Here is a 23,764-nt window from a genome sequence, read left to right on the forward strand (position 1 = left end):
TCCATGGCTCAATAGAGCTTTCGGAACGTCCTGTTCCTCACCCCTTCTTCCTTTTATCTAATCAGCTCTTAAATCTATCTCCTCGACTTAATCGTATCTTTGTTTAATTACCACAGCTAATGGTGACTTTGTCTATAGTTTGTCTTCAGTCTGAGCCATAATCTATGAAAATTATGGCTTCACAATGAAGATATACTATAAACCTTGAATGATATTTCTAAATTCATCTCCAGAAATTGTTTCATTTTCTAACAAATAATTTGCTAACTTTTCTATTAACCCTTTTTTATTTAACAGTATTTTTTCTGTTTCTATTTTTACATTTTCTATTATAGTTGTTATTTCTTTATTTAATACCTCTTTAGGCAAAATATTGCAATTAGTTGTTCCTAAATCACTTAATCCACAATCAATAATTTTTTTTGCCAAACTAATCGCTTGATTAAAATCATTGGTGGCCCCAGTACTGAATTGATCAAAAAATACCTTTTCTGCCATAGCTCCAGCCACTGTTACAGCTATTGTTTTGAGAAGAGATTCCTTAGTTTCTAATAAATTTTCACTATTAACTTGCCTCATATAGCCTAAAGCTTGTCCCCTAGGTGCTACTGTAATAGAAGCTACAGAGTTAGGACGATATAATTCACTAATAAAACCATGACCAACTTCGTGTATAGCAATTCTCTTTAATTCTTCTTTTGTAGGAACTCTATCAATTTTTTCACCCATTATTACTTTTTCTATGGCATTTAGAAAATCTTGTTGGGTAATAGTTAGCCTATTATTTCTCAAAGCTAATATAGCAGCTTCGTTAGTCACATTTTCAAGGTGTGCTCCAGAAAAACCAAAGGTTTGTGCAGCGACTTTTTCTAAATCTACATCATCCCCTAAAGGTTTATTCTTTGTGTGGATACGCAAGATTTCTAAACGGCCCCATTTAGATGGCAAAGGAATATTAACTATCCTATCAAATCTACCAGGTCTCAATAAAGCATCATCTAATAAATCTAAACGGTTTGTAGCAGCCATTACTAGAATTTGAATATCACTAGATTTTAAACCATCCATTTCTACTAACAATTGATTAAGGGTTTGATCATATTCCATATGGGAAGAGTTACTACCTCTTTTTACTCCCAAGACATCGATCTCATCAATAAAAATTACTGCAGAATTCTTTTTTTCTTTTAATGCTAACCTTTTTGCATCAGCAAATAACTTTCTAACCCTTTTGGCACCAACACCTGCATACATTTCTACAAATTCTGAACCAGAAGTTGCGATAAAAGCCGAATTAGTGTATTTAGCTGCAGCCTTTGCCAATAAAGTCTTTCCCGTTCCTGGAGGCCCTTGAAGTATTATTCCTTTTAACGGTCTTATACCTAATTTCTTTACTAAATCTTTATTAACTACAAATTCTAATGCTTCCAAAAGTTCTTTTTTAGCTGTTTCTTGCCCCCCTATTTGGTCAAAATCGATAGTCAGTATTTTTTCATTTTTAGGGGACTCTATAGTAGATTCTATAAAGTCGGCAATTTGATTTCTATAAACTAAAAATAAACCAACAGCAGCCAATAAAACAAAAGGAAAAATATTAACTCCTTTTATTAATAAAATTATGATAATTGTTAACAAGGTACCAATAGTTAGTTCTTTAATTACCATCACTATTCCCCCCCTCTATATAATAAACATCAAAAAAGATATTAGAATCTATCTCATATTTAATTAATAATTGATTATTTTCTACTAAAAAATAATAATTGTTTTCTCCTAGTAATTCATCTAAGGCCCTCATAGCTCCGGTATAATTTTGGGTATTTAAAGTTTCAGAAATAATACCATTTACTCTCCAATATTTCTCCCATCCTTCAGAATCTTCTTTAGGAACTGGATTGTTATATTTAATCCTAAAATTATCTTTTAACACTCTTGATAAAGCCTTTTCTATTTCACGATGAATAGTTATAGGATTATTATAGTTTTCTAAAGTTATTTGTACACTAGTTGAATTGTTTTCTTCTTCTACCTCAAAAGCTAAAATTCCTTGATGTTTTTCCAGGATATTTAAAAGTGGTTTCTCTACCGTTAACTTTGCAAATATAGTATTAAATAAAAAGAAAATCAGCAACCCTATTAAAGTAATTACTGCAATTAAACCCCAACGAATTTTCATAATATAACCCCTCTCTAGTTTACATAATATCAAATTTTCTTTTAAATTATAGCACAATTGTAATAAAATTGTAATGTAAACTTTTGGACATAAAAAAAAGAGGATTATTTTGATCCTCCTTTTTTAATTACCTTTATATTTTTGTAGAAATAGTCAATACCTGAAAATATTGTTAAAAATACGGCAATATACAATGTAATCATAGCTATTGTATCAATATATAAATTGTTTAATATCCATTTAAACAAAGGTATATCTATTTCTGTTAGTAGACCGGCATGAATAGTAATGGCAGAGATTGCTACTATTTGGCTAATAGTTTTTAGTTTTCCCCATTTACTAGCTGATATAACTATTCCTTCTCCTGCTGCGATAACCCTTAATCCTGTAACAGCGAATTCTCTACTGAGAATTATAAAAGCAATTAAAGGGCTAATTTCTTTCATCCAAACTAATGCAAATAATGCAGCGGAAATTAACAGTTTATCAGCTAGAGGATCTAAAAATTTCCCAAAATTAGTTACTTGTTTGTGCTTTCTTGCGATGTAACCATCTAATCCATCTGTACTGGCAGCTATGATAAAAAAAGCTGCTGCTATAAGTTGACCAAAGGGTATTCGCACTACAATTAAGACAATAAATATAGGTGCCAAAAATATTCTAGCTAAAGTAATTTTATTGGCTAGATTCATTCACAATCTCCCCTATCAAATCATATTCATTACAATCTGTTATTACCACTTTAATAAAATCCCCAGGTAACTTATCCCCATTCTTTGTCCTTACTATTACCTTTCCATCTATCTGTGGTGCATCTCCATAAGTTCTTCCAATTATATATCCATTATCATATCCTTCAATAAGAATTTCAAGTACTTTTCCTATTTTTTCTTTGTTAATGGAATGGGATATCCTTTTTTGTACTTTCATTAACCGGTGCTGGCGAAGTTTTTTGACCCTTTCCTTTATTTGATCAGGCAATTTTGCTGCAGCTGTTCCTTCTTCTCTAGAATAGGTAAATACCCCTAATCTGTCTAACTTAATTTCTTGAACGAATTTCAGTAGATTATTAAAATGCTCTTCAGTTTCCCCTGGAAAACCGACAATAATAGAAGTTCTAATAACTACATCTGGAATCATTTTTCTTATTTTTTCAATAAGAAGGAGTAATTGTTCCTTTGTCTCTCTTCTCCCCATTTTCTTTAATATTTCATTATCACCGTGTTGTAATGGCATATCAATATAATTACAAACTTTAGGTAATTGGCTAATAGTTTGGATTAACTCATCGGTCATATATGTTGGATAGCAATATAAGATTCGTATCCACTTTAAACCTTCGATAGCGTTTAATTTTTTCAATAAAGTGGGAAGCATTAGTTTACCATATAAATCTAATCCATATACAGTGGTATCTTGAGCAACTAGAATTATTTCTTTAACTCCATTATCTACGAGTTTATTAGCTTCTGCAATTATTGACTCTATAGATCTGCTGCGATATTTGCCCCTTAATGCTGGTATAATACAATAGGTGCAATGATTATCACAACCTTCTGCAATTTTTAGGTATGCTGTATATTTAGGAGTAGATAACATCCTAGGTGTTAAATCATCATATAGGTACTCAAGGTTATCAGTTGCAGTAAACTTATCTCCTTTTAAATTAGTTTGAATACATTGGATAATATTTTCATATTCCCCTGTACCTATAATACCGTCAATTTCAGGTATTTCTTGTAATAATTCTTCTTTATAACGTTGTACTAAACAACCAGTAACAATTAAAACTTTACAATTTTCAGCTTTATATCTAGAAAATTCAATAATTGTATCTATTGACTCTTTTTTTGCACTTTCAATAAATCCACAAGTATTAATAATAATAACATCTGCTTGTTTAGGATCAGTAGTGATCCCATAACCTTCCTTTGACAAAATTCCTAACATTACCTCTGCATCTACTGTATTTTTAGGACATCCTAAACTAACTGTTGCAATTTTAACCATGTTTCTTCCTCCCTTTGCCAATTTAAGTATAATATAAAGTGACAATTTAGTCAAAAAAACTTTTTGTAAACAAAGAAAAAGTGGAGAGTTATTCCCCACTTTTTTCAAGGGTAATTATAGCGTCTGTACGCCCTTCATTATCTGAAAACTCTACTTGAACACCATTGATAATAATTGTTGCATTTTTAGCTAATCCAGCTTGTATAATAATTTGATTATCTGCTTCTATTAACAGTTCTTCATCTTCCATTATTCCCCGTTTAATAGAGGTGTTCTGATTATCTACTTTGATATCAACCCAACATTGCCCTTGTACTATAAATTGTACTTCTAGTTTTTCTTCATCTAAAACTGTATAGTAATATTTATTATTCCTAATTTCTAATTCAATAATTGTCTCATGTACTTCTTCTATTACATCCTCTTCATCAACTTCATTCTCTTCCTCTTCTGGAATAATTATAGGATGATTATTAGGAATTTCTATATTGTTTTTAGGTGTTATAATATATCCCACAATTAAGTAAACAGCTAATGCTAAAAAAGTGGCTAAAACGATAAAAAAGATTATACCATTATAGTCAATAGATATTGTAGATCTTTTAATAGGTTCCCTCTTTTTCCTGCTAGAAACGGGAGAATCTAATGTAGTAGCTGTAGCTGTCTCTTCATAAATTTCTAAATTGACAGCTTTAGCGTAAAGTTTAATAAAACCCTTAATATAAGGTCCTGGGGGTAATTTTTCAATATTACCTTCCTCAATAGCTATTATTTGATCTTTTCTAAGTTTTGTTTTGTTAACAATATCTTCTATAGTTAGTCCCTTTAATTCCCTCGATTCTCTTAGTTGCTTACCTATTTCTTTAAAATCCAACTGAAACACCTCCCCCATTTAATTAACTTATATCAAAGGATGAAAAATTTTGACAAACTAATTCATAATTGATTTCTTCATCTTCAGTTCTTCTCAATTCAATAATATAATCGATGATGTCGGGAGAAAAATCACCTTCCCTAAGTAAAATGTCTGGATGTTCTATAACCTTAGGAATTGGCATTTTCATAACTTCCCTGAGTAATTCTCTATGTTTTTGAGATGCTCGGAAGGTAGAAACAATACCATCAATAACTAGTACACAATCATTAGCTAATTCTTCTTCAGTTAGGCTATTTCGCATAACTTGTCTCATTAATGTTGAAGATACCATAATCCATTTTTTATTAGCATGAACGCAGGCTGCAATAATTGATTCAGTCTTACCTACCCTTGGCATACCCCTAACACCAACTACTGGACAAGATTTTTGTAATAAACCTCCTAAAAAATCAACCAACATCCCTAAATCATCCCTGGTAAATCTAAAGGTATTAGGATTTTCAGGGGATCTATGGATCATTTTCCCATGTTGAAGGTTAATTCTATCGATCAAAGTAGGTCTTCGCAATGCAGTAACTTCAACGGTAGTTGAATTAGCTAAAGCCCTTTTTAAAGTAATTATTTTCGAATGATTATCGGAATGAATAATTAACCCCCTTCTTTGGGGTGCTAGTCCATTAATCATCTTGATATTAATACCTAAAAGACCTAAAAGAGTTGCAACATCCCCTAATACCCCAGGCCTATTTTGATGAATAATATATTCAAAATACCACTCCATAAAATCCCCCCTATTATTTACCCCATTTCATATATATTATATCAAAAGGAAGGCTTAAAACCAACTAAATATTTATGGAAAAAAACTAAAGAAGTGCCATAAGCACTTCTTTAAAATAATTACCTTTCACTTTTATCGTAAGGTTTTCCTATAGCTTTTGGAGCATGGGCCCTACCGACAAAGGATGCCAATACAATTATCGTTACAACATAAGGGATTGTATTAATTAACTCCCTTGGTATAAATGGAATATTGACCCCTGAGATAGATACAGCTTGGGAGAAGGCAAAGAGTAAACTAGCTAAAAAGGCTCCTACAGGATTCCACTTTCCAAAAATCATTGCTGCCAAAGCGATGTAACCACGGCCAGCAGTCATTTCTTTTTGGAAAATACCCAGTTCACCTAAGGATAAATGGGCACCGGCAAGGCCAGCGAAAGCACCACTTATTAAAACACAGATAAAGCGGATCCGGTTAACATTAATACCAACTGTATCTGCTGCTTGGGGATGTTCACCTACAGCCCTTATCCTTAAACCCCAAGGAGTTCGGTAGAGGATAAACCAAACGATTGGTACCATAGCAAAAGCAATATATACAATTGGATTAAAGGAAAGGGGTCCTATGGTCCAAGTTGGCAACCTTCCAATTCTCGGGGAGGTACCTGATACTTTCCAAATTACTTCTAATAAAAATTGTGTTAAACCAAGGGCAAAAATATTGATGGCTGTACCACTAACAACTTGATTTGTTTTAAAGATAACAGTTACCACAGCATGGATACTTGCTATTATTATTCCCACAATAATAGCAAATAGTAATCCGATCCAGGGAGAACCTGTGAGGTACATACCATATATAGAAGCAAAGGCTCCTGTAAGCATGATTCCCTCTAAAGCAATGTTAATAACACCAGAACGCTCAGCAAATATACCACCTAAGGAGGCAAGGATCAATGGTGTTGCTTGACGTATTGTAGACCATAAGATAGTTAAGCTAAAAATCTGTAATATTACATCCATTATTTAATTGCCTCCTTTGCTCTTTTCTTAGCTAAATGTTCCCTTAACACTTGACTTAAAGCTATAGCAAATATAACTAAGGCTTGGATAATAACTACAATATCCCTTGGTAAAATACGGCCAATAGTGAATCCACCTTGAGCTAAGGCGCCAAATAGAATACCGGAGATTACTACAGTAAAGGGATTATTTTTACCTACTAAGGCAACGGCTATACCGGTAAAACCGTGGTTGGCATTCATCCCTTGAATAAATCTTCCATGGGTTCCTAATACTTCTCCAGCTCCTGCCAATCCAGCTAAAGCACCACTTATAAACATCGCCAAAATGACGTTCTTAGCCACATTAATTCCACCATATTCAGCACCATGGGGATTAAATCCAACAGCTCTAATTTCATAACCGGATTTGGTTTTAAAGAGAAAATACCAAACAAAGAAAGCAGCTAGTATGGCTAGAATAAAACCGCCATGGACCCTTACCGCAGGTCTTCCTATTAAAGCTCCTAAACTGGTTATTCTAGCGGAATCAAGAATGTGGGGTGTTCCTGGCTCTCCAGGGACAGTAGCAAGCCTTCTAATACCATAGACAATTGTTAATGAAAAGGCGATATGGTTTAACATAATAGTGTTAATTACTTCATTAGCACCTAATTTAGCCTTTAAAACTCCCGCTATACTGGCCCATAAACCTCCAGCAATTACTGCAATAATTAAAGTTAAGGGCAAATGGATTAGTTTTGGTAAACCAGTGAAGTAAAAACCTGCCCATCCTGCAGCAAATGCACCTATTAAGTATTGTCCTTCAGCTCCAATGTTAAACAAGCCGCATCTAAAGGCAAAGGCTACAGAAAGACCAGTTAAAATTATAGGGGTTGACCTAAATAAGGTAGCATAAATATTATCTATACTTCCGAAGGCTCCGTTGAACATCCGGATATATGCCTCTATAGGTGATACATTAGTAAATAAAATAAATAGAGAACCTACTAATAATGCGGCAATTACTGCCACTGCACCGTAAAATAACTCTTGGCCTATAGTTTTGAAATATTTAATATAAATATTATTTTTCATCAGTTACACCCTCCTTTTTAAGGGTTGAACCAGTCATCATTGCTCCTAGCTCAAATTCATCGATATTTTTAGCATCGACTATTCCAACAATTTCCCCATCATATATTACTGCAATTCTATCACTTAAAGACATAACTTCTTGTAATTCAGCAGATACCAATAATACAGCTTTTCCTTGATCCCTCTGTTCAATAATTCGTTTATGGATAAACTCAATAGCACCTATATCAACACCCCTAGTAGGTTGAGATGCAATGAGAAGATCCGGCTGTTGAGAAATTTCCCTAGCTATAATAACTTTTTGTTGATTACCCCCGGAAAGGGAACGGATTTTAACATCAGCACTAGGTGTTCTAACATCAAACTCAGGAATTAATTTATCGGCATTTGCTTTTATTGCTTTGTAATCTAGATAAAAAGGCTTTGCAAAAGGTGGTTTATGGTGGAACCCTAAAATTAAATTTTCTGCAATATTATAATCTAAAATAGATCCCCTTTTATGTCTATCTTCTGGAATATGGCCAACACCACTTTCTTTTATAGTTCTAGGTGATTGGTTAGTTATATCTTGACCTTTATAGGTAATTTTCCCTTTTGTCGCCTTTCTCAAACCAGTAAGAACTTCTACTAATTCACTTTGACCATTACCTTCTACCCCTGCAAAACCAAGGATTTCTCCCTTTCTAATGCTAAAACTTATATTCTTTAAAGCCGGTAAACCCCGGTTATCATTTGCACATAAGTCTTCTACTTCTAAAATTACATCACCAGGATTTCCTTCTTTTTTCTCTACCCTTAATAGTACTTCCCTACCTACCATCATTTTGGCTATATCATTTTCATTAACTTCATCGGTATTGACAGTACCAATAGTTTTCCCTTGTCTTAAAACAGTAATTCTATCAGAAATAGCCTTTACTTCTTTTAATTTATGGGTAATAAAAATTATAGTTTTCCCTTGTTTTTTTAAAGTTCTAAAAATCTCAAAAAGCTCTTCAATTTCTTGAGGTGTTAGTACTGCTGTTGGTTCATCAAATATCAGCAATTCAGCTCCTCTGAAAAGGGTTTTTAGAATTTCTACCCTCTGCTGCATACCTACAGAGATGTTTTCAATTACTTCATCAGGCTTTATCATCAATTTATAGCGATCTGAAATCTCTTTTACTTTTTTAGTGGCAGTTTTTATATCTAGCACACCATTAGTAGTAGGTTCAGAACCTAAAATTATATTCTCAACAACAGTAAAGGGTTCAACTAACATAAAATGTTGATGAACCATCCCAATTCCTAACTTTATTGCATCATTGGGACCAGATACATTATAAGGTTCTCCTTTATAGTAAATTTCTCCGCCATCTTGATGATATAAACCAAAAATTATGTTCATCAAGGTAGATTTACCGGCACCATTTTCACCAACTATGGCATGGATTTCTCCCTCTCTGACTTCTAAATTTACATCATCATTTGCCACTACTCCAGGAAAAACTTTTCGAACATCTACGAGCTTTAAAATGACATTTGAGGACATCTTTTTTCCCCCTTACTATATTTAAGAAGTCTTTATAGTTGCTAATTTTCCTTAGACAGCAAGACTGTCACACCGTACGGTGTGACAGTGCCATAAAATTATTCAGGTCTTCCTTCAGTCATCCAGTCAGGTACTTTAATTGTACCATTGATTATACCAGCTCTAATTTCGTTGATTTTATCAGCATGTTGTGCAGTAACTCTTTGTTTCATTTCTTTAATAGCATTAAGTTGTGCTTCAGTAATGTCTCCACTGTCTTTAGCAGCTTGCTCATCAATATCGATGTTTACTAAGTCTGTTAAACCAACACCATCAATGGCTAAGTCAAACATTACAGATTGACCACCTTTAAATTCCCCTTCAGTTAAGGCTCTAATTGTCTCAAATACCGCTACATCTACACGTTTTAACATACTGGCAATACCATAGCCTGGGGCTAGGAAGTTTTGGTTAGAGTCTACACCTATAGCATAGATTCCCCTTTCCATAGCAGCTTCAAATAATCCACCACCTGTACCACCAGATGCATGGTAAATCACATCTGCACCAGCGTCAATTTGTGCTAAAGCTATTTCTTTACCAGTAGCTGGGTCACCAAAGCTTCTAGCATATTGGGAAAGTACCTGAATGTCTGGATTGATGTGTTTAGCACCTGCGATGAAACCACCTTCAAAACGCTCAATTAATGGGAATTGTATACCTCCAATAAAACCAATGATATTTGATTCAGTAACTAAAGCCGCTAGTGCACCGGCTAAGAAAGAACCTTCATGCTCAGCAAAAACTAAGCTAGCTACATTTGGTAATTCCACGACTGAGTCGATTATAGCAAAATTAATATCGGGATACTCTTGAGCTACAGTTTTTAAAGAATCTGCCATTTGGAAACCTACTGCAATAACTAGGTCAAAACCTTCTGCAGCATATCCCCTTAAGTAATCAGCATCTTCCGCTGAATCCCTTGGCTCTACCCAATCAATTTCAACACCTAATTCTTTTTCAGCCCTTAAAAGTCCTCTGTGGGCTGAGTCATTGAATGATTTGTCCCCTAAACCTCCAGTGGAGTAAACGATGGCAATCCTTAATTTTTCTTCACCTTCATTTGCCTTTCCACCTCCACATCCAGTTAGAGCAACTGAAAGTATCATAAGTGATACTAATAAAATAATAAGATTTTTTTTCACTAATATGCCCTCCTCTTTTTTTATATAATTTAAGGCTAGATGCCTTAAAATTTAAACCCTTTTTCTCACTACATGAAAAGCAAATTTATCTGCTCGAAAATAATTTTTTGAATAAAGTATTGGTTGATCATCATTGGTAAAGTGTACTTGCTCTAATAATAACAAGGGTGTTCTTGAAGAAATTCCAAGAGCATCGGCTAATTTAAAATTAGCTAACACAGGAACTATTTCTGATACTGCATAGGTAATCTTTTTATTATAATGACTTTCTAAAAGTTCAAAGATTGAGCCTTCTATATTTTCAAATAAATTCTTATCTAAATTACTTTGTGGGATTTTATCAATACAAAATACCACTGGTTCACCATCGGCAGTTCTAACCCTCTCTAATTTAATCAAGGGAGCAGGGGAACTCAAGTTTAGCTTTTGTCCATCTTTATCGTCAGATGTTACAATTTGTACTGATAAAATTTTTGTTCCTGCTTTTAAATTCAGTTGTTCGATGCTTTCTGTAACACTAAGTAGATTTTCTATTCCACTTTTAATTTTAGTGGGAGTACTGTTTACAAAGGTTCCTACACCATGTTTTTTTACTAAGATGTTTTCTTCTTCTAGTACCCTTAATGCCTCCCTAAGTGTTGGCCTGCTGACTCCAAAATCCTTTGCCAACTCAAACTCAGAAGGTAATTTACTTCCATTAGTATAATACCCTTTTTTGATAAGTTCTAGTAATCTATCTTTTACTATTAGATATAAAGGACGGGGGTCCCTTTTTACATTGTTCATTTCTCTTCTCTCCCCTGGTAAGATGTCATACATCTAACTTATATATACGACATTAATTTTAAAAATCCTTCTTTTTCAAAAAGATTATTTTAAAATTTCTTCAAGTTGTTTAGAAGTGATTAATACCCTACGAGCTTTACTCCCTTCAAAGCCTCCGATAATTCCCATTTTCTCTAAATCATCAATTATTCTAGCTGCTCTGTTATAACCTATTCTAAATCTTCTTTGTAAAAGGGAAATAGAAGCTTGTTGAGTATCTACAACCAATTGTGCAGCTTCATTAAAGAGTTCATCTAATTCATAATCCTCTATCTTTTCATTTTCAACCTCAAATTTTTCGTCATATTCAGGTGTTTGATTTTGTTTAACATATGATACTAACTTTTCCACCTCTTCATCGGTGATGTATGAACTCTGGGCTCTAATTGGTTTAGGGGATCCTACAGGATAATATAACATATCTCCCTTACCTAACAGTTTTTCTGCTCCCCCCATATCTAGTATTGTCCTAGAATCAGCTCCAGAAGAAACTGCAAAGGCAATCCTAGAAGTAATATTAGCTTTAATTACACCTGTTATGACATCTACTGATGGCCTTTGAGTTGCTACTATCAAGTGAATTCCCGATGCCCTAGCCATTTGTGCCAATCTACAAATACAATCCTCCACATCGGCAGGAGCCACCATCATCAAATCCGCCAACTCATCAATAATAACAACAATATAAGGGAGTTTTTCATCGGGAGTTATGGCATTGTAACGATTGATATCCCTAACCCCAAGTTTTGCAAAGAGTTCATATCGTTGTTCCATTTCTTTTACAACTTTTTTTAAAGCATTGGCAGCATTTTTAGGATCAGTAACAACAGGGGATAATAAGTGGGGAATACCGTTATAGACATTTAGCTCAACCACCTTAGGATCAACCATTAAGAATCTAACTTCATCAGGGGTAGCTTTAAATAAAATACTGGCTATTATGGCATTAACACAAACACTTTTTCCCGATCCAGTAGCCCCTGCTATTAAAATGTGAGGCATTTGAGTAAAATCAGCTATTAGAGGTTCTCCAGCAATATCTTTACCTAAAGCTACTGTTAATTTTGATGGATTTTCCATGAATTCTTCCCTTTCAATAACCTCTCTGAGGTAAACAGTAGCCTTTGTAGCATTAGGGACTTCAATTCCAATAGCTGCTTTCCCTGGAATTGGTGCTTCAATTCTGATACCAGTTGCAGCTAAGCTTAGTGCTAAATCATCGCTAAGGCTGAGGATTTTACTTACTTTTACACCAACAGCTGGTTGTAGTTCAAACCTAGTAATTGTTGGTCCTCGGTGAATGTGGGTAATTTTAGCATTGACACCGAAGCTTTGTAAAGTTTCTAAAAGGATTTTTGCTTGTTCTTCGATGTCTTTTTGACTTTTAACTTCTTTTGTTCTCTGTGGTTTTTGTAAAATAGATAATGGTGGTAAACTATATGGAACCTTCATTTTTTTTATTTCAAAATTTCCCTCTGATTCGTCTAAGGCAATTTTTTTATTGTTTTTAGGTGGGAATTTAACAACTATGTTTCCTTCTAAGTCTCTAGATATTTTTTTATCCCTTTGTTCTTCCTCTATATTTTCTTCATAATCCTTAAAGGTGAATTCTAACTGATTTCCATCAATAGAAAATTTATTATCTTTAAAACTATCTTCTATTTTTACAGAGATTAAATTGGTATCCCTTTCTTCGTTAATAATGTTTTTGGGAGTTGTTTTTTTACTTTTATATTTTTGATAAATAGAAATTATTCCTTCTAAAATAGATTTATATAATTTTTGTAAACCCTTACCTATAACCTTTAAAATTTTTGCTATAGAAATATCCAAAATTAAAATCAGACCGATAATTAAAAAGGAAATAGATGTTATAAAGGTTCCAATAACCCCTAAACCCTTTAGAAAAATCACTGCCAAAAATGCCCCTAAGATACCTCCACCTTCTCCCCGTAAGCCTAAGCGTAATATTTCAATATTAGACATAGGTTCAGTTATTGGAAACAAAGCTAAAACATGGTTTGTTAATAAGAACGTCCAATAAAAAATTATAATCCCTATTACTCTATTATTTAATTTAAAGCTGAATTCTTCATCAAACATTAACTTGAAACTATAAATTAGTAATAAAAAAGGGATAAATAGAGAACTCTTACCTGCTAATACAAATAATAATTTTTGGATAGTTTGTCCAATTTTACCAACTTGATCAGTGAATATCAAGCTGGCTAAACTTAATCCTGCAATTGTAGCAAAGATAATAGACTTAAACTCATTTTTAAATTTATTAGTCTTATTTATCGGTTTCCGTGGCAAAATTATCCCCCCTTTAGCCTTACAGAAAGAGTAAAACTAAAACACCTATAAACCAACAGTAAAAAGAAAAATAATGTAATTTACCTTTCTTTAAAAATGCTACTAACCATTTAATAGCTATTATTCCTGAAATTGCAGAAAATATTAAGCCAAATAGATAAGGTAGAGCTAAGCTATGATCAAAACCTGTTTCTAGTACTTCTTTAACCTCTAAAAGGGTTGCCCCTAAAATAGCTGGTATAGATAGTAAAAAGGAGTACCTCACAGCCGTTTCTTTATCCATTTTTCTCAACAGTGCACCTGCAATAGTGGAACCAGAACGGGATATTCCTGGAAATATTGCAAAACTTTGAAAAGCACCAACTATGATAGCATCTATAATACCTATCTCCCCTTCTTTTTTATAGCCTGGGTTAAGTTTTTGAGAAATCCATAAAATAAAACCTGTTACTAACAATGCAATACCTATAGCCCTATTGTTATGATAGAAATTAACAAAAAAATCTTTAAATAAAACACCTATTGTTCCTGTAACTAAAGTACCTAAAATTAACATAAAAATAAGATTTCTATCATCTTTAGTTTTTAAAGATTCAAAGGTTTCATTTTTTGTTAAACTTCTTGGCAAGTGTAATGCAGCCTTTAATAATTTAATAATATCAGACCAAAAAATCCAGAATACCGAAAATAATGTACCTATATGTACCACAACTTCAAAGGTTATTCCTGGTTGTTTTACCCCTAATAAACTTTGAGTTAGTACAATATGGGCTGAACTACTTACAGGAATAAATTCTGTAAGTCCTTGTACTATCCCTACGATAATAGCTTCAATTATTGTCACAATACATCCTCTCCTAAGTCGTTTTTAAATAATTATATCACAGATAATGGAAAGAAAAAAGAGAAACCTAAGTTACCTTTTAAGGCATCTCAGGTTTTTCTAGTTTTAAAAAGGATATAAGTTGATAACAGAACCAGGTTGGTATTGAGGGTTTAAGTAGTCATAAGCATCGGTACTAATTAGCCTTACAATTTTACATTGGCTATCATTTATTTTTTCAACTATAACTTTTTTGCCATTTCCTAAGTCTATTTCCTGATATTGTATATTATTTGTTTCAGAAGGGAAAATTTGTTCCATAGGTACAGTGGTATATAATAGCATATTTTTCACCACCTAATGTAATTGCTTTTCTGCCCTTTGAATTAATTCTTTTAATTTATTTACACTGTCACCTAACCCACCTACTTCGTCAATCAAACCGTGTTTAACTGCATCTTTGCCCACTAGTACAGTACCAATATCCCTCGCTAATTCCCCAGTTCTAAACATCAATTCTTTAAATTTTTCAGCTGTCATGTTGGAATTTTCTGCTACAAACCTTACTATTCTATCTTGCATTTTATCAAGATATTCATATGTCTGAGGAACTGAGATTACAAGCCCCGTTAAACGGACAGGATGTATAGTCATAGTCGCCGTTTCCGCAATAAAAGAATAATTGGTAGAAACAGCAATTGGTACACCTATACTGTGTCCACCACCTAGGACCAAAGAAACAGTGGGTTTCGTTAAACTTTTAATCATTTCCGCAATAGCCAATCCTGCTTCTACATCTCCTCCTACTGTATTTAAAATCACTAATAAACCTTTAACATTTGGGTTTTGTTCAACTGCAACTAATTGTGGTATGATGTGTTCATACTTTGTCGTTTTGTTTTGGGGAGGTAAAACAGTATGTCCTTCTACTTGACCGATAATTGTCATAACATGAATACTATTATCAACTGCAGGAACATTTAGTTGACCTAGTTGTTGAATATTTACTCTAGTATCTCCTTGATGTGGATTAGGGTTTTGTTGATTTTGTTTAAAATCCATCTATAATCACTCCTTCTTTTCTATTTTAGTTTTATCAAAAACTTCCCTTTTTAAACAATAAAAAAGAGATTTATTGAACAATCAATAAATCTCGGACATTTTTATACTTCCATAATAATCGGTAATATCATTGGTCTTCTTCGGGTTTTTTCATATAGGGATTTCCCTAATTGGTCTCTAATGGCTTGTTTTAATTGGGCCCATTCTTTAATATTTTTATCTCTACATTTTTCTAAAGATTGAGCGACAATAGCTTTAGCTTCTTCAATTAACTGTTCGGATTCTCTAACATAAACAAAACCTCTAGAAACTATATCAGGACCGGCGATAATTTTGTTTGTACCTTTTTGTAGAGTAACTACAACAACTAAAATTCCATCTAATGAGAGTTGTTTTCTATCCCTTAAAACTATGTTACCAACATCACCTACACCAAGGCCATCTATTAAAATATATCCTGAGGGAACACTACCAGTTATTTTTGCCTTTTCCTTTCCAATTTCTAAAACATCACCGATTTCTATAGAAAATATGTTTTCTCTACTTATTCCTAAAGCCTCACCAATTTTTGCTAGATGAATACAATGCCTGTATTCTCCATGGACAGGAACTAAGTATTTAGGTCTAACTAAATTGATCATCATTTTAAGTTCTTCTTGACTAGCATGGCCAGAAACATGGATCCCTGAAACTGATTCATATACAACATCTGCTCCCCTTTTAAAGAGATTATTGATAGTTTTAGAAACCAATTTTTCATTTCCTGGGATTGGAGAAGCAGCTATTACCACTGTATCCCCCGGCGCTATTTCGACCTTTCTATGTTCTGAATTAGCCATCCTAGTTAAAGCAGACATTGGCTCACCCTGACTACCAGTAGTAATCATTACAATTTCATCATAATTGTAGCTATCTAAATCATCTAATTCTATTAACATCCCCTTAGGTACATTTAAATAACCAAGTTCCATTGCTGTATTAACTACATTGATCATACTTCTGCCATTGATACAAACTTTTTTGTTATATTTATAAGCTGCATCTAAAACTTGCTGTATTCTATGAACATTAGAAGCAAATGTCGCAATAATAATACGGCTTTTAGCTAGTCGGAATATTTCATCGATTGTATTACCAACAACCCTTTCAGACATAGTAAAACCTGGTCTTTCAGCATTAGTACAATCGGCAAATAGTGCTAATACACCTTTTCGACTAATTTCAGAAATCCTTTGAAAATCAGTTATTTGTCCATCGACAGGGGTTTGATCTATTTTAAAATCACCAGTATGCAAAATTGTTCCTACAGGAGTAGTTATTGCCATTCCTACAGAATCCGGGATACTATGGTTTACTCGGAAAAATTCAACTTTAAAGTTTTTCCCAATTTGTATGGTACTGTTCGGTTGTATTATATTTAAACTAACAGAATTTAAAATATTGTGTTCCCTTAATTTGTTTTCTAATAGACCTAATGTTAATTTTGTTCCGTAAACCGGTTTGTTTACATATTTTAAAATATATGGTAATCCACCAATATGATCTTCATGACCATGGGTTAATAAGATTGCCTTTACTTTATCTAAATTATCTGTTAAATAAGTAAAGTCCGGAATCACCAAATCAATTCCTAACATGTCTTCTTCAGGAAATTTTAGTCCTCCATCGATAACTAAAATTTCATCTTTGTATTCTACAACATACATGTTCTTACCTATTTCGCCGACCCCACCTAAGGAAATAAATTTTATTGTTTCTTCTTTTTGTGTGCGACGTCTTTTAGTACTTTTATTACCATTAACTTTATTACCATTTCCATTGCTGGTTTTATTATTTGTTTGTGAAGAATTATTGTTTGTCATTCTAAAAAAATTACACCTCCAAAATTTCTTTGTTATTAGTTTAACCCGAACACAACCAATTAAAGTTATTATACACTAATTGGATAAAAAAAACAATTAAAAATTAAAGCAGGAACTTAATCCTGCTTTAATTCTTTTAAAGTCTTTTTGATTAGGTCTACAGTGCTATCACTAGGTGAACATAGTGGTAGTCTACATTGACCTGCATTAAATCCTATCAAATTCATAGCTAATTTAACGGGGATAGGATTACTTTCTACAAATAAATTTTTAAAAATAGGCATTAATTTTAGATGGATCATTGTAGCTTTTTTTACATCACCCTTTGAAAAACTTTCTATCATTTCTTTAATTTCTTTACCTACAATATGACTAGCTACAGATACCACCCCAATTGCTCCAACAGAAAGCATTGGTAAGGTCAATGAATCATCTCCACTCAATACCTGGATTTCATCACCACAAAGTCTAACTATTTCACTAACCTGATTTAAGTCTCCTGAAGCCTCTTTAATAGCCACAATATTTTCTATCTTAGCTAATTCTTTTACCGTTTGGGGTAATAAATTACAGCCGGTTCTTGAAGGAACGTTGTATAGCATTATAGGTAGTGATGTGCTTTGGGCAATTTTTTCAAAATGCAAATATAATCCTTTTTGAGTTGGTTTATTGTAATAAGGTGTGACAACCATTATTCCATCTATGCCCTTTTTTTCAAATTCCTTAACAGTTTTTATAACTTCTTCTGTGTTATTCCCTCCAACACCTACTACTATTTTACATTGACCTTTTAATTCTTCCATTACCTCTTCTACAAGTTTAATTTTTTCCTCTAAAGTCAAGGTAGGAGATTCCCCTGTGGTACCAATTAAAACTAAACCATCATTTCCATTTTCCATTAAATGTCTAGCAATTTTTTTTGCCTCTTGATAATTAACCCTTCCTTTAGTATCAAAAGGAGTAACCATAGCTGTTAATAATCTACCAAAAATCATTTAATATCACCTCTTTTTTAAATTAAATGGTTATGCAATGCTTTAATACAATCAGTTGCATACTTACTTTCTACTAAGATGGAAATGTTGATATGGGAATCAGCAGTTTGAATAATGGGGACATTTAACTCTACTAAAGGTTGCAAAATTTTAGCCATTACTCCCGGCTTACCTTTCATAGCTACACCTACAACGGTTATTTTAGTGCAATTTTCCGTGTACTCAAAATCAACTTCTGCTGCCTTTAAAATTTGAATTACTGTTTCCGTTTCATTACCCTTTACTACAAAGGCTTTAGTATAAGGTGAAATAGAAATCAAATCTAGACTAATACCTTTTGCAGCTAATTTATCTAGAAGGTCATAATCTTTTTGCAGTTCATAGTTGTTAGTATTAATTTTAAAATGGGTTAGACCATCTATATTAGCAATACCAGTGATAATTCTAGAAAGTTCCCATTTATCTTTACTGCTTTGATCATGATGGGTAATTAATGTTCCAATGTGTTGTGATGCTAAAGATTTAATCCACAAATTGACATCATGTTGCATTGCAATTTCAACTGCCCGTGGATGAATAACTTTTGCGCCATCATGGGCTAAATTGAAAACTTCCTGATATGTTATTTCATTGATTATTTTTGCTTCTGGTACTACTCGGGGATCTGCTGTCATTATACCTTCTACATCAGTATAAATTTCTATATCTTTAGCATTCAAAGCTATGCCTAATGCTACAGCAGTAATATCACTACCTCCCCGTCCTAAAGTAGTAATTTCTCCTTCTTCTGTTATTCCCTGAAAACCAGTAGCTATTACTACTGAATATTCTTTAAAATAATTTTCTATTCGAGTAGTATCAATTTTCTTTATTTTAGCATCTGTAAAATTATCATCAGTAAATATTCCCATATTCCATCCTGTTACGATTTTAGCTTTGATACTAAACCTATCGAAATTGCTTCCCAAAATAGCTGCTGAAATAATTTCACCACAGGATAATAGAATATCTTGTTTATCTTTAGAAGTTTTCTTTTTATCAATTAACCCCAATAAGGTATCTGTTGCATAAGGAGCCCCTTTTCTTCCCATAGCTGAAACAACTACTAAAAATTTTGTCTGGGGATTTTGAGCTATTTGTGCAGCTATCTTTTTAACTATCATTTCCCTTTGTTCTGAGGTAGCTAAAGAGGTTCCACCAAATTTCTGAACAATAATCACGGCAAATCTCTCCTTTAGGGTTAAATTAAATTATTTTCTATTAGATAAAGTAAAATTTGAAGGCCATTATAAGCTGCACCTTTTCTAACGTTGTCAGCTACAATCCACATGTTTAATCCATGTTCTACTGAATTATCTCTACGGATTCGACCTACAAAAACTTCATTTTTTCCTGAAACATGTAAGGGGGTTGGGTAAACTTGGTTTTTAATATCATCCATTACAATAATGGACTGCTGTTTTTTAAGATATTCTTTAAATTCTTCTATGTTTATATCTTTATAGGTTTCTACATTAACAGATTCACTGTGACATCTAAAAACAGGTACCCTAACTGTAGTAACAGTAATAGGGAGCTCAGGAATGTTTAAAATTTTCCTAGTCTCATTTATCATTTTGTGTTCTTCTTTAGTGTAACCATCATCCTCAAATAAATCTATTTGAGGTAAGATATTATTAAACATCTGATAAAAGACTTTATCTGCTGCTACAGGTAAAACTTTAGGCTCATATGTTGTTCCTTTTCCATAAGCCAATATTTGATTATTTAATTCGTCTACACCCTTTTGACCTGCTCCAGAAACACTTTGATAGGTAGATACAACTACCCTTTTCAATCCATAAAGATCTTCAATGTGTTTTAAGATAACGGCCAATTGTATTGTTGAACAGTTAGGATTTGCTATGATTTTCCCTTTATATCGGTGTAATTCATAACCATTTACCTCAGGAACAATCAATGGAATATCTTTATCCATGCGAAAATAACTGCTGTTATCTATGACCATTGTATTTCCCTCGGCAAATAATGGTCCGTACTTTTTGCTTATTGAAGAACCAGCACAGAAAAATGCCACATCTATCTTTTCCTTTAAAGCTTCTTCTACAGTAATTAGTTTTATTTCTTCATCTTTAAACTGTACTTTTTGTCCTTTTGACCTTTCCGATGCTACTAAATAAAGATTAGCTACTATATCCCATTGGGCAAGGGAGTTTAAAAACTCCCTCCCAACTAATCCTGTAGCACCTACTATAGCAATATTATATTTTTTCATGTTATCACCTACTTATATTGAATTAATATTGGTTGTATTTGCTTTTTATTCAATGCAGCTATTATAGTTTCCTCTAACTTACTTAAATCTGCTACCATAGAGAAAGGTTTAGATTGTGGATCATCTTGACCAAAGGGAACAAAATAAATATTTTTTTGTGATAATAGTTTACCTAAGTTTACTGCGTTTTGACTTAAGGCATCATTAGTAGCAATTGCTAAAACAACAGGCTTATCATTTCGAAGATGGGCTTTAATAGCCATCATAGCTCCATTATCAGTAATGGAATTTGCCAGCTTTGCTAAAGTGTTTCCCGTACATGGTAGTACAATGAGAATATCTAAAAAGTTATTAGGCCCAATAGGTTCAGCTTCCACAATAGTCTGAATAACCTTTTTACCGGTTATTTCCTCTAGTTGTTTGATCCAATCTTCCCCTTTACCAAATTTGGTATCTGTTTTAATAGAGTTAGATATTACTGGAAATAGTTCATAGCCCTTATCTAATAATTTTATCAAAGGTTGTATTATTTTGGCAAGGGTACAATGGGAACCTGTTACAACGACACCAATTTTCAAATTATTATTTGTCATAGTTTTCCCCTCCCAAAAAATTAGAATATACATCGGCTAAGATTTTAGCAGCCGTTTTCGGGGCTACTATACCTGGTAAGCCCGGTGCTAACAAAGCCTTTATTCCCTTTTCTTTTGCATATTCAAAATCTACTCCCCCTGGAGCTGAAGCTATATCGATAATTACTTCACAGTTTAAACAAAGATCTAGTTTTTCTTTAGGGAGTACAAGACTAGGTGCTGTATTATAAATAAAGTCCATTTTGGGCAATGTTTTATCTAATTCTTCTGAAGTTACTGGAGTAAAACCCATTTCAAAGGCTCGAGCCAAATTGACTTTATTTCTAGCATATACATATACTTTACTATCTAGTCCTTTTAAGAGTCTAGCCAAAGTCATACCACATCTTCCTAAACCGATTACCAATGAATTGCTATTATGGATAGTTATTTCACTATTTTCCATAGCCATTTGTATAGCTCCCTCTGCTGAAGGAATGGAATTTAAAATAGCAAGTTCATCGTCTTCAGCTACTTCTAACAGATTAATTTGGTAAATATTGCAGTAATTTTTAAACCATTGTCTAGCAAATCCTATAATAATCAGTGAATTTGCAGGTAGAATTTTAAAAAAATCTTCATCTATTACAATTTCTTCAGAAGAATATTTACTTCTCACTCCACCCTTTACATTAGTCCCTGATAAAGGAAAAATTAGTACTGGATAATCATCTTTAAATAACTGGTCCTTTAATTTTATTAAATCAAATCTCTCATATCCTAATTTATCAAAACCCCAGAGGTTAATCTTAAACCCCTTTTCTTCTAGTATTTTTTTTAAATAAATGTCCCGATCATCTCCACCAATAATATGAAGAACTCTATACATAATTTTCACCTCCCCTTCCATCATATGATTTTTACCCAAAAAAGACACAAAAAAAACGCCATCAGGCGTTTTTACAGACTGAAAACAAACTATAGACAAAGTCATCATCAGCTGTGGTAATTAAACAAAGATACGATTAAGTTGAGGAGATAGATTTAAGAGCTGATTAGATAAAAGGAAGAAGGGGTGAGGAACAGGACGTTCCGAAAGCTCTATTGAGCCATGGACGGCGAATTAGAGCGGTACCCTTCTTCCTTTTAGATAGAAGCCTTAAATCTCGACGTAGAACTTTGTTAGAATGTTTAATTACTACAGCCTTTAAAAAATGACTTTGTCTACAAACTGTAAAAACGACATTAGGCGTTTTTAATGTACTTTTACTTCTTTAACATTATTTTCTCTCAATATTTTAATTACCTTATCTTTATCTTCTTCTGAACAATTGATTATTGTAATAAAATCCCCTGCATGTAATTGTTGTTCATAGTATTTAGAGTGTTCCTCAGGTATACCATAGTCCACTAACCCCCCTGCTACTCCCCCCGTCAAAGCACCTGTTAAAATCCCCGCTAAGGGTCCAGCGGCAATAATAGGTCCTGCACCTGGTATAATGAACAATCCTGCTCCTAAAGCTAAACCTGATAATCCACCTAAAGCACCGCCAATAATTGTTCCATCAGCTAAATTTTGGTCTTCATAAGATAGTTCCCTATATTGTCCCCCTTCCATTAGAGGTTCAATTCCATCATATGAATATTTAGATAAATATTCCATACCTTCAGCTCGATAATTACTATTATTTTCACCACGATATTGCTCTTCAACTTTATGTTTTGCTAAAATAGAAATTTCTCCTTTTATCCCTTTTTCCCTTAACTCTTTAACAGCTTTTTCAGCAGTATGATTATCTTTAAAAAAACCAACTATTTTTCTATCCATGGGAATCCTCCTTTGTTTTTTAATAGCATTCCCACGAATATTTAAAATTAAACAAGGATTAATCTGATTGAGTTATATCGATAATAATTGTATCTTCTCCAATTTTTTTAATGGATTTCCATGATATACTGCGAGTTTTTTCACTTCCCCATACCCCTTGAAACAAACCAATTCTCTCAGGAATTATTATTTCTAGGATTTGACCAGTTTCTAGATCGATGGATAAATCACAATTTCCCACCAGACCTAATTTTCTGCCATCTGAATAATTTATTATTTCTTTATTTTCTAATTCAGAAAATCTCATAATATATTATCCTCCCTTTTTATTAGTGAGGCGATAATACTCGTTAATCTTACAATCTAAGGCTTTGCTTATTCTTAAAATTTCTTGACTATTAAGTCCTTTATCTCTATTATTTTTCTCATATTCTGCTAGATTTTTTCTTAATGACTCAATTTCCTTTAACAAGTCATTTACTTTCTGAGAGTCCTGTATCACTTTGCCACCCCTTTCTGACTTTAATAATATAATTCTACCTTCCTATA

24 protein-coding genes are annotated in these 23,764 nt (G+C 33.1%); all 24 read right to left on the bottom strand.

Going from position 1 to position 23,764, the window contains the following annotated elements:
- Window positions 1-195: 195 nt before the first annotated feature.
- On the bottom strand, window positions 196-1,665 hold the full coding sequence (locus tag BMX60_RS03480; protein ID WP_091349207.1) for an AAA family ATPase: 1,470 nt from the start codon (window positions 1,663-1,665) through the stop codon (window positions 196-198).
- A complete protein-coding gene (locus tag BMX60_RS03485) occupies window positions 1,655-2,176 on the bottom strand; it encodes a hypothetical protein (protein ID WP_091349208.1) in 522 nt (173 codons plus the stop codon). The genes BMX60_RS03480 and BMX60_RS03485 overlap by 11 nt, the downstream gene beginning before the upstream one ends.
- Window positions 2,177-2,280: 104 nt before the next feature.
- Window positions 2,281-2,868 (bottom strand): CDP-diacylglycerol--glycerol-3-phosphate 3-phosphatidyltransferase, encoded by a 588-nt coding sequence (gene pgsA, locus BMX60_RS03490; RefSeq protein ID WP_091349211.1) that lies wholly within the window; start codon window positions 2,866-2,868, stop codon window positions 2,281-2,283.
- On the bottom strand, window positions 2,852-4,186 hold the full coding sequence (rimO, locus tag BMX60_RS03495) for a 30S ribosomal protein S12 methylthiotransferase RimO (RefSeq protein WP_091349214.1): 1,335 nt from the start codon (window positions 4,184-4,186) through the stop codon (window positions 2,852-2,854). Before rimO ends, pgsA begins: the two co-directional genes overlap by 17 nt.
- Window positions 4,187-4,274: 88 nt before the next feature.
- Window positions 4,275-5,060 carry a helix-turn-helix domain-containing protein gene (locus BMX60_RS03500; RefSeq protein ID WP_177159680.1) on the bottom strand — a complete coding sequence of 262 codons (786 nt, stop codon included), beginning with the start codon at window positions 5,058-5,060 and terminating at the stop codon, window positions 4,275-4,277.
- Window positions 5,061-5,082: 22 nt separating this feature from the next.
- On the bottom strand, window positions 5,083-5,844 hold the full coding sequence (locus BMX60_RS03505; protein ID WP_091349218.1) for a DUF3388 domain-containing protein: 762 nt from the start codon (window positions 5,842-5,844) through the stop codon (window positions 5,083-5,085).
- Between the two features lie 119 nt (window positions 5,845-5,963).
- On the bottom strand, window positions 5,964-6,866 hold the full coding sequence (locus BMX60_RS03510) for an ABC transporter permease (protein WP_091349221.1): 903 nt from the start codon (window positions 6,864-6,866) through the stop codon (window positions 5,964-5,966).
- Window positions 6,866-7,942, bottom strand: coding sequence for an ABC transporter permease (locus tag BMX60_RS03515; protein WP_091349222.1), 1,077 nt, complete (start codon window positions 7,940-7,942; stop codon window positions 6,866-6,868). Before BMX60_RS03515 ends, BMX60_RS03510 begins: the two co-directional genes overlap by 1 nt.
- A complete protein-coding gene (locus BMX60_RS03520) occupies window positions 7,932-9,473 on the bottom strand; it encodes an ABC transporter ATP-binding protein (protein ID WP_091349225.1) in 1,542 nt (513 codons plus the stop codon). The genes BMX60_RS03515 and BMX60_RS03520 overlap by 11 nt, the downstream gene beginning before the upstream one ends.
- A 98-nt stretch (window positions 9,474-9,571) precedes the next feature.
- Window positions 9,572-10,657: a BMP family lipoprotein gene (locus tag BMX60_RS03525; protein ID WP_242945699.1), complete on the bottom strand. Its 1,086-nt coding sequence runs from the start codon at window positions 10,655-10,657 to the stop codon at window positions 9,572-9,574.
- A gap of 51 nt (window positions 10,658-10,708) precedes the next feature.
- On the bottom strand, window positions 10,709-11,443 hold the full coding sequence (locus tag BMX60_RS03530) for a GntR family transcriptional regulator (RefSeq protein WP_091349228.1): 735 nt from the start codon (window positions 11,441-11,443) through the stop codon (window positions 10,709-10,711).
- A gap of 84 nt (window positions 11,444-11,527) precedes the next feature.
- Window positions 11,528-13,798 carry a DNA translocase FtsK gene (locus BMX60_RS12370; RefSeq protein WP_091349230.1) on the bottom strand — a complete coding sequence of 757 codons (2,271 nt, stop codon included), beginning with the start codon at window positions 13,796-13,798 and terminating at the stop codon, window positions 11,528-11,530.
- A gap of 19 nt (window positions 13,799-13,817) precedes the next feature.
- Window positions 13,818-14,642, bottom strand: a complete 825-nt coding sequence (locus BMX60_RS03540; protein WP_177159681.1) for an undecaprenyl-diphosphate phosphatase — start codon at window positions 14,640-14,642, stop codon at window positions 13,818-13,820.
- A 105-nt stretch (window positions 14,643-14,747) separates the two neighbouring features.
- Window positions 14,748-14,966 (bottom strand): YlzJ-like family protein, encoded by a 219-nt coding sequence (locus BMX60_RS03545; protein WP_091349235.1) that lies wholly within the window; start codon window positions 14,964-14,966, stop codon window positions 14,748-14,750.
- Window positions 14,967-14,978: 12 nt separating this feature from the next.
- Entirely contained in the window at window positions 14,979-15,683 is a 705-nt protein-coding gene (locus BMX60_RS03550; protein WP_091349237.1) for a ClpP family protease, read from the bottom strand.
- A 101-nt stretch (window positions 15,684-15,784) separates the two neighbouring features.
- Window positions 15,785-17,545: a ribonuclease J gene (locus tag BMX60_RS03555; protein WP_091349240.1), complete on the bottom strand. Its 1,761-nt coding sequence runs from the start codon at window positions 17,543-17,545 to the stop codon at window positions 15,785-15,787.
- A gap of 116 nt (window positions 17,546-17,661) precedes the next feature.
- The gene (dapA, locus tag BMX60_RS03560; RefSeq protein WP_091349242.1) at window positions 17,662-18,540 is read right to left on the bottom strand and encodes a 4-hydroxy-tetrahydrodipicolinate synthase; all 879 of its coding nucleotides are present in this window, start codon (window positions 18,538-18,540) and stop codon (window positions 17,662-17,664) included.
- Between the two features lie 17 nt (window positions 18,541-18,557).
- On the bottom strand, window positions 18,558-19,760 hold the full coding sequence (gene dapG, locus BMX60_RS03565; RefSeq protein WP_091349245.1) for an aspartate kinase: 1,203 nt from the start codon (window positions 19,758-19,760) through the stop codon (window positions 18,558-18,560).
- Between the two features lie 20 nt (window positions 19,761-19,780).
- Window positions 19,781-20,815 carry an aspartate-semialdehyde dehydrogenase gene (locus tag BMX60_RS03570; protein ID WP_091349249.1) on the bottom strand — a complete coding sequence of 345 codons (1,035 nt, stop codon included), beginning with the start codon at window positions 20,813-20,815 and terminating at the stop codon, window positions 19,781-19,783.
- Window positions 20,816-20,823: 8 nt separating this feature from the next.
- Entirely contained in the window at window positions 20,824-21,408 is a 585-nt protein-coding gene (locus BMX60_RS03575) for a dipicolinate synthase subunit B (protein ID WP_091349253.1), read from the bottom strand.
- Window positions 21,398-22,276: a dipicolinate synthase subunit DpsA gene (gene dpsA / locus BMX60_RS03580; RefSeq protein WP_091349256.1), complete on the bottom strand. Its 879-nt coding sequence runs from the start codon at window positions 22,274-22,276 to the stop codon at window positions 21,398-21,400. Before dpsA ends, BMX60_RS03575 begins: the two co-directional genes overlap by 11 nt.
- A gap of 366 nt (window positions 22,277-22,642) precedes the next feature.
- Entirely contained in the window at window positions 22,643-23,215 is a 573-nt protein-coding gene (locus BMX60_RS03585) for a DUF1269 domain-containing protein (protein WP_091349259.1), read from the bottom strand.
- A 58-nt stretch (window positions 23,216-23,273) separates the two neighbouring features.
- Window positions 23,274-23,522 (bottom strand): YlmC/YmxH family sporulation protein, encoded by a 249-nt coding sequence (locus BMX60_RS03590; RefSeq protein ID WP_091349262.1) that lies wholly within the window; start codon window positions 23,520-23,522, stop codon window positions 23,274-23,276.
- A 6-nt stretch (window positions 23,523-23,528) separates the two neighbouring features.
- Window positions 23,529-23,717 carry an aspartyl-phosphate phosphatase Spo0E family protein gene (locus BMX60_RS03595; RefSeq protein WP_177159682.1) on the bottom strand — a complete coding sequence of 63 codons (189 nt, stop codon included), beginning with the start codon at window positions 23,715-23,717 and terminating at the stop codon, window positions 23,529-23,531.
- Window positions 23,718-23,764: the final 47 nt, after the last annotated feature.

It is taken from the genome of Anaerobranca gottschalkii DSM 13577 (genome assembly GCF_900111575.1).
GTDB classification, from domain to species: domain Bacteria; phylum Bacillota; class Proteinivoracia; order Proteinivoracales; family Proteinivoracaceae; genus Anaerobranca; species Anaerobranca gottschalkii.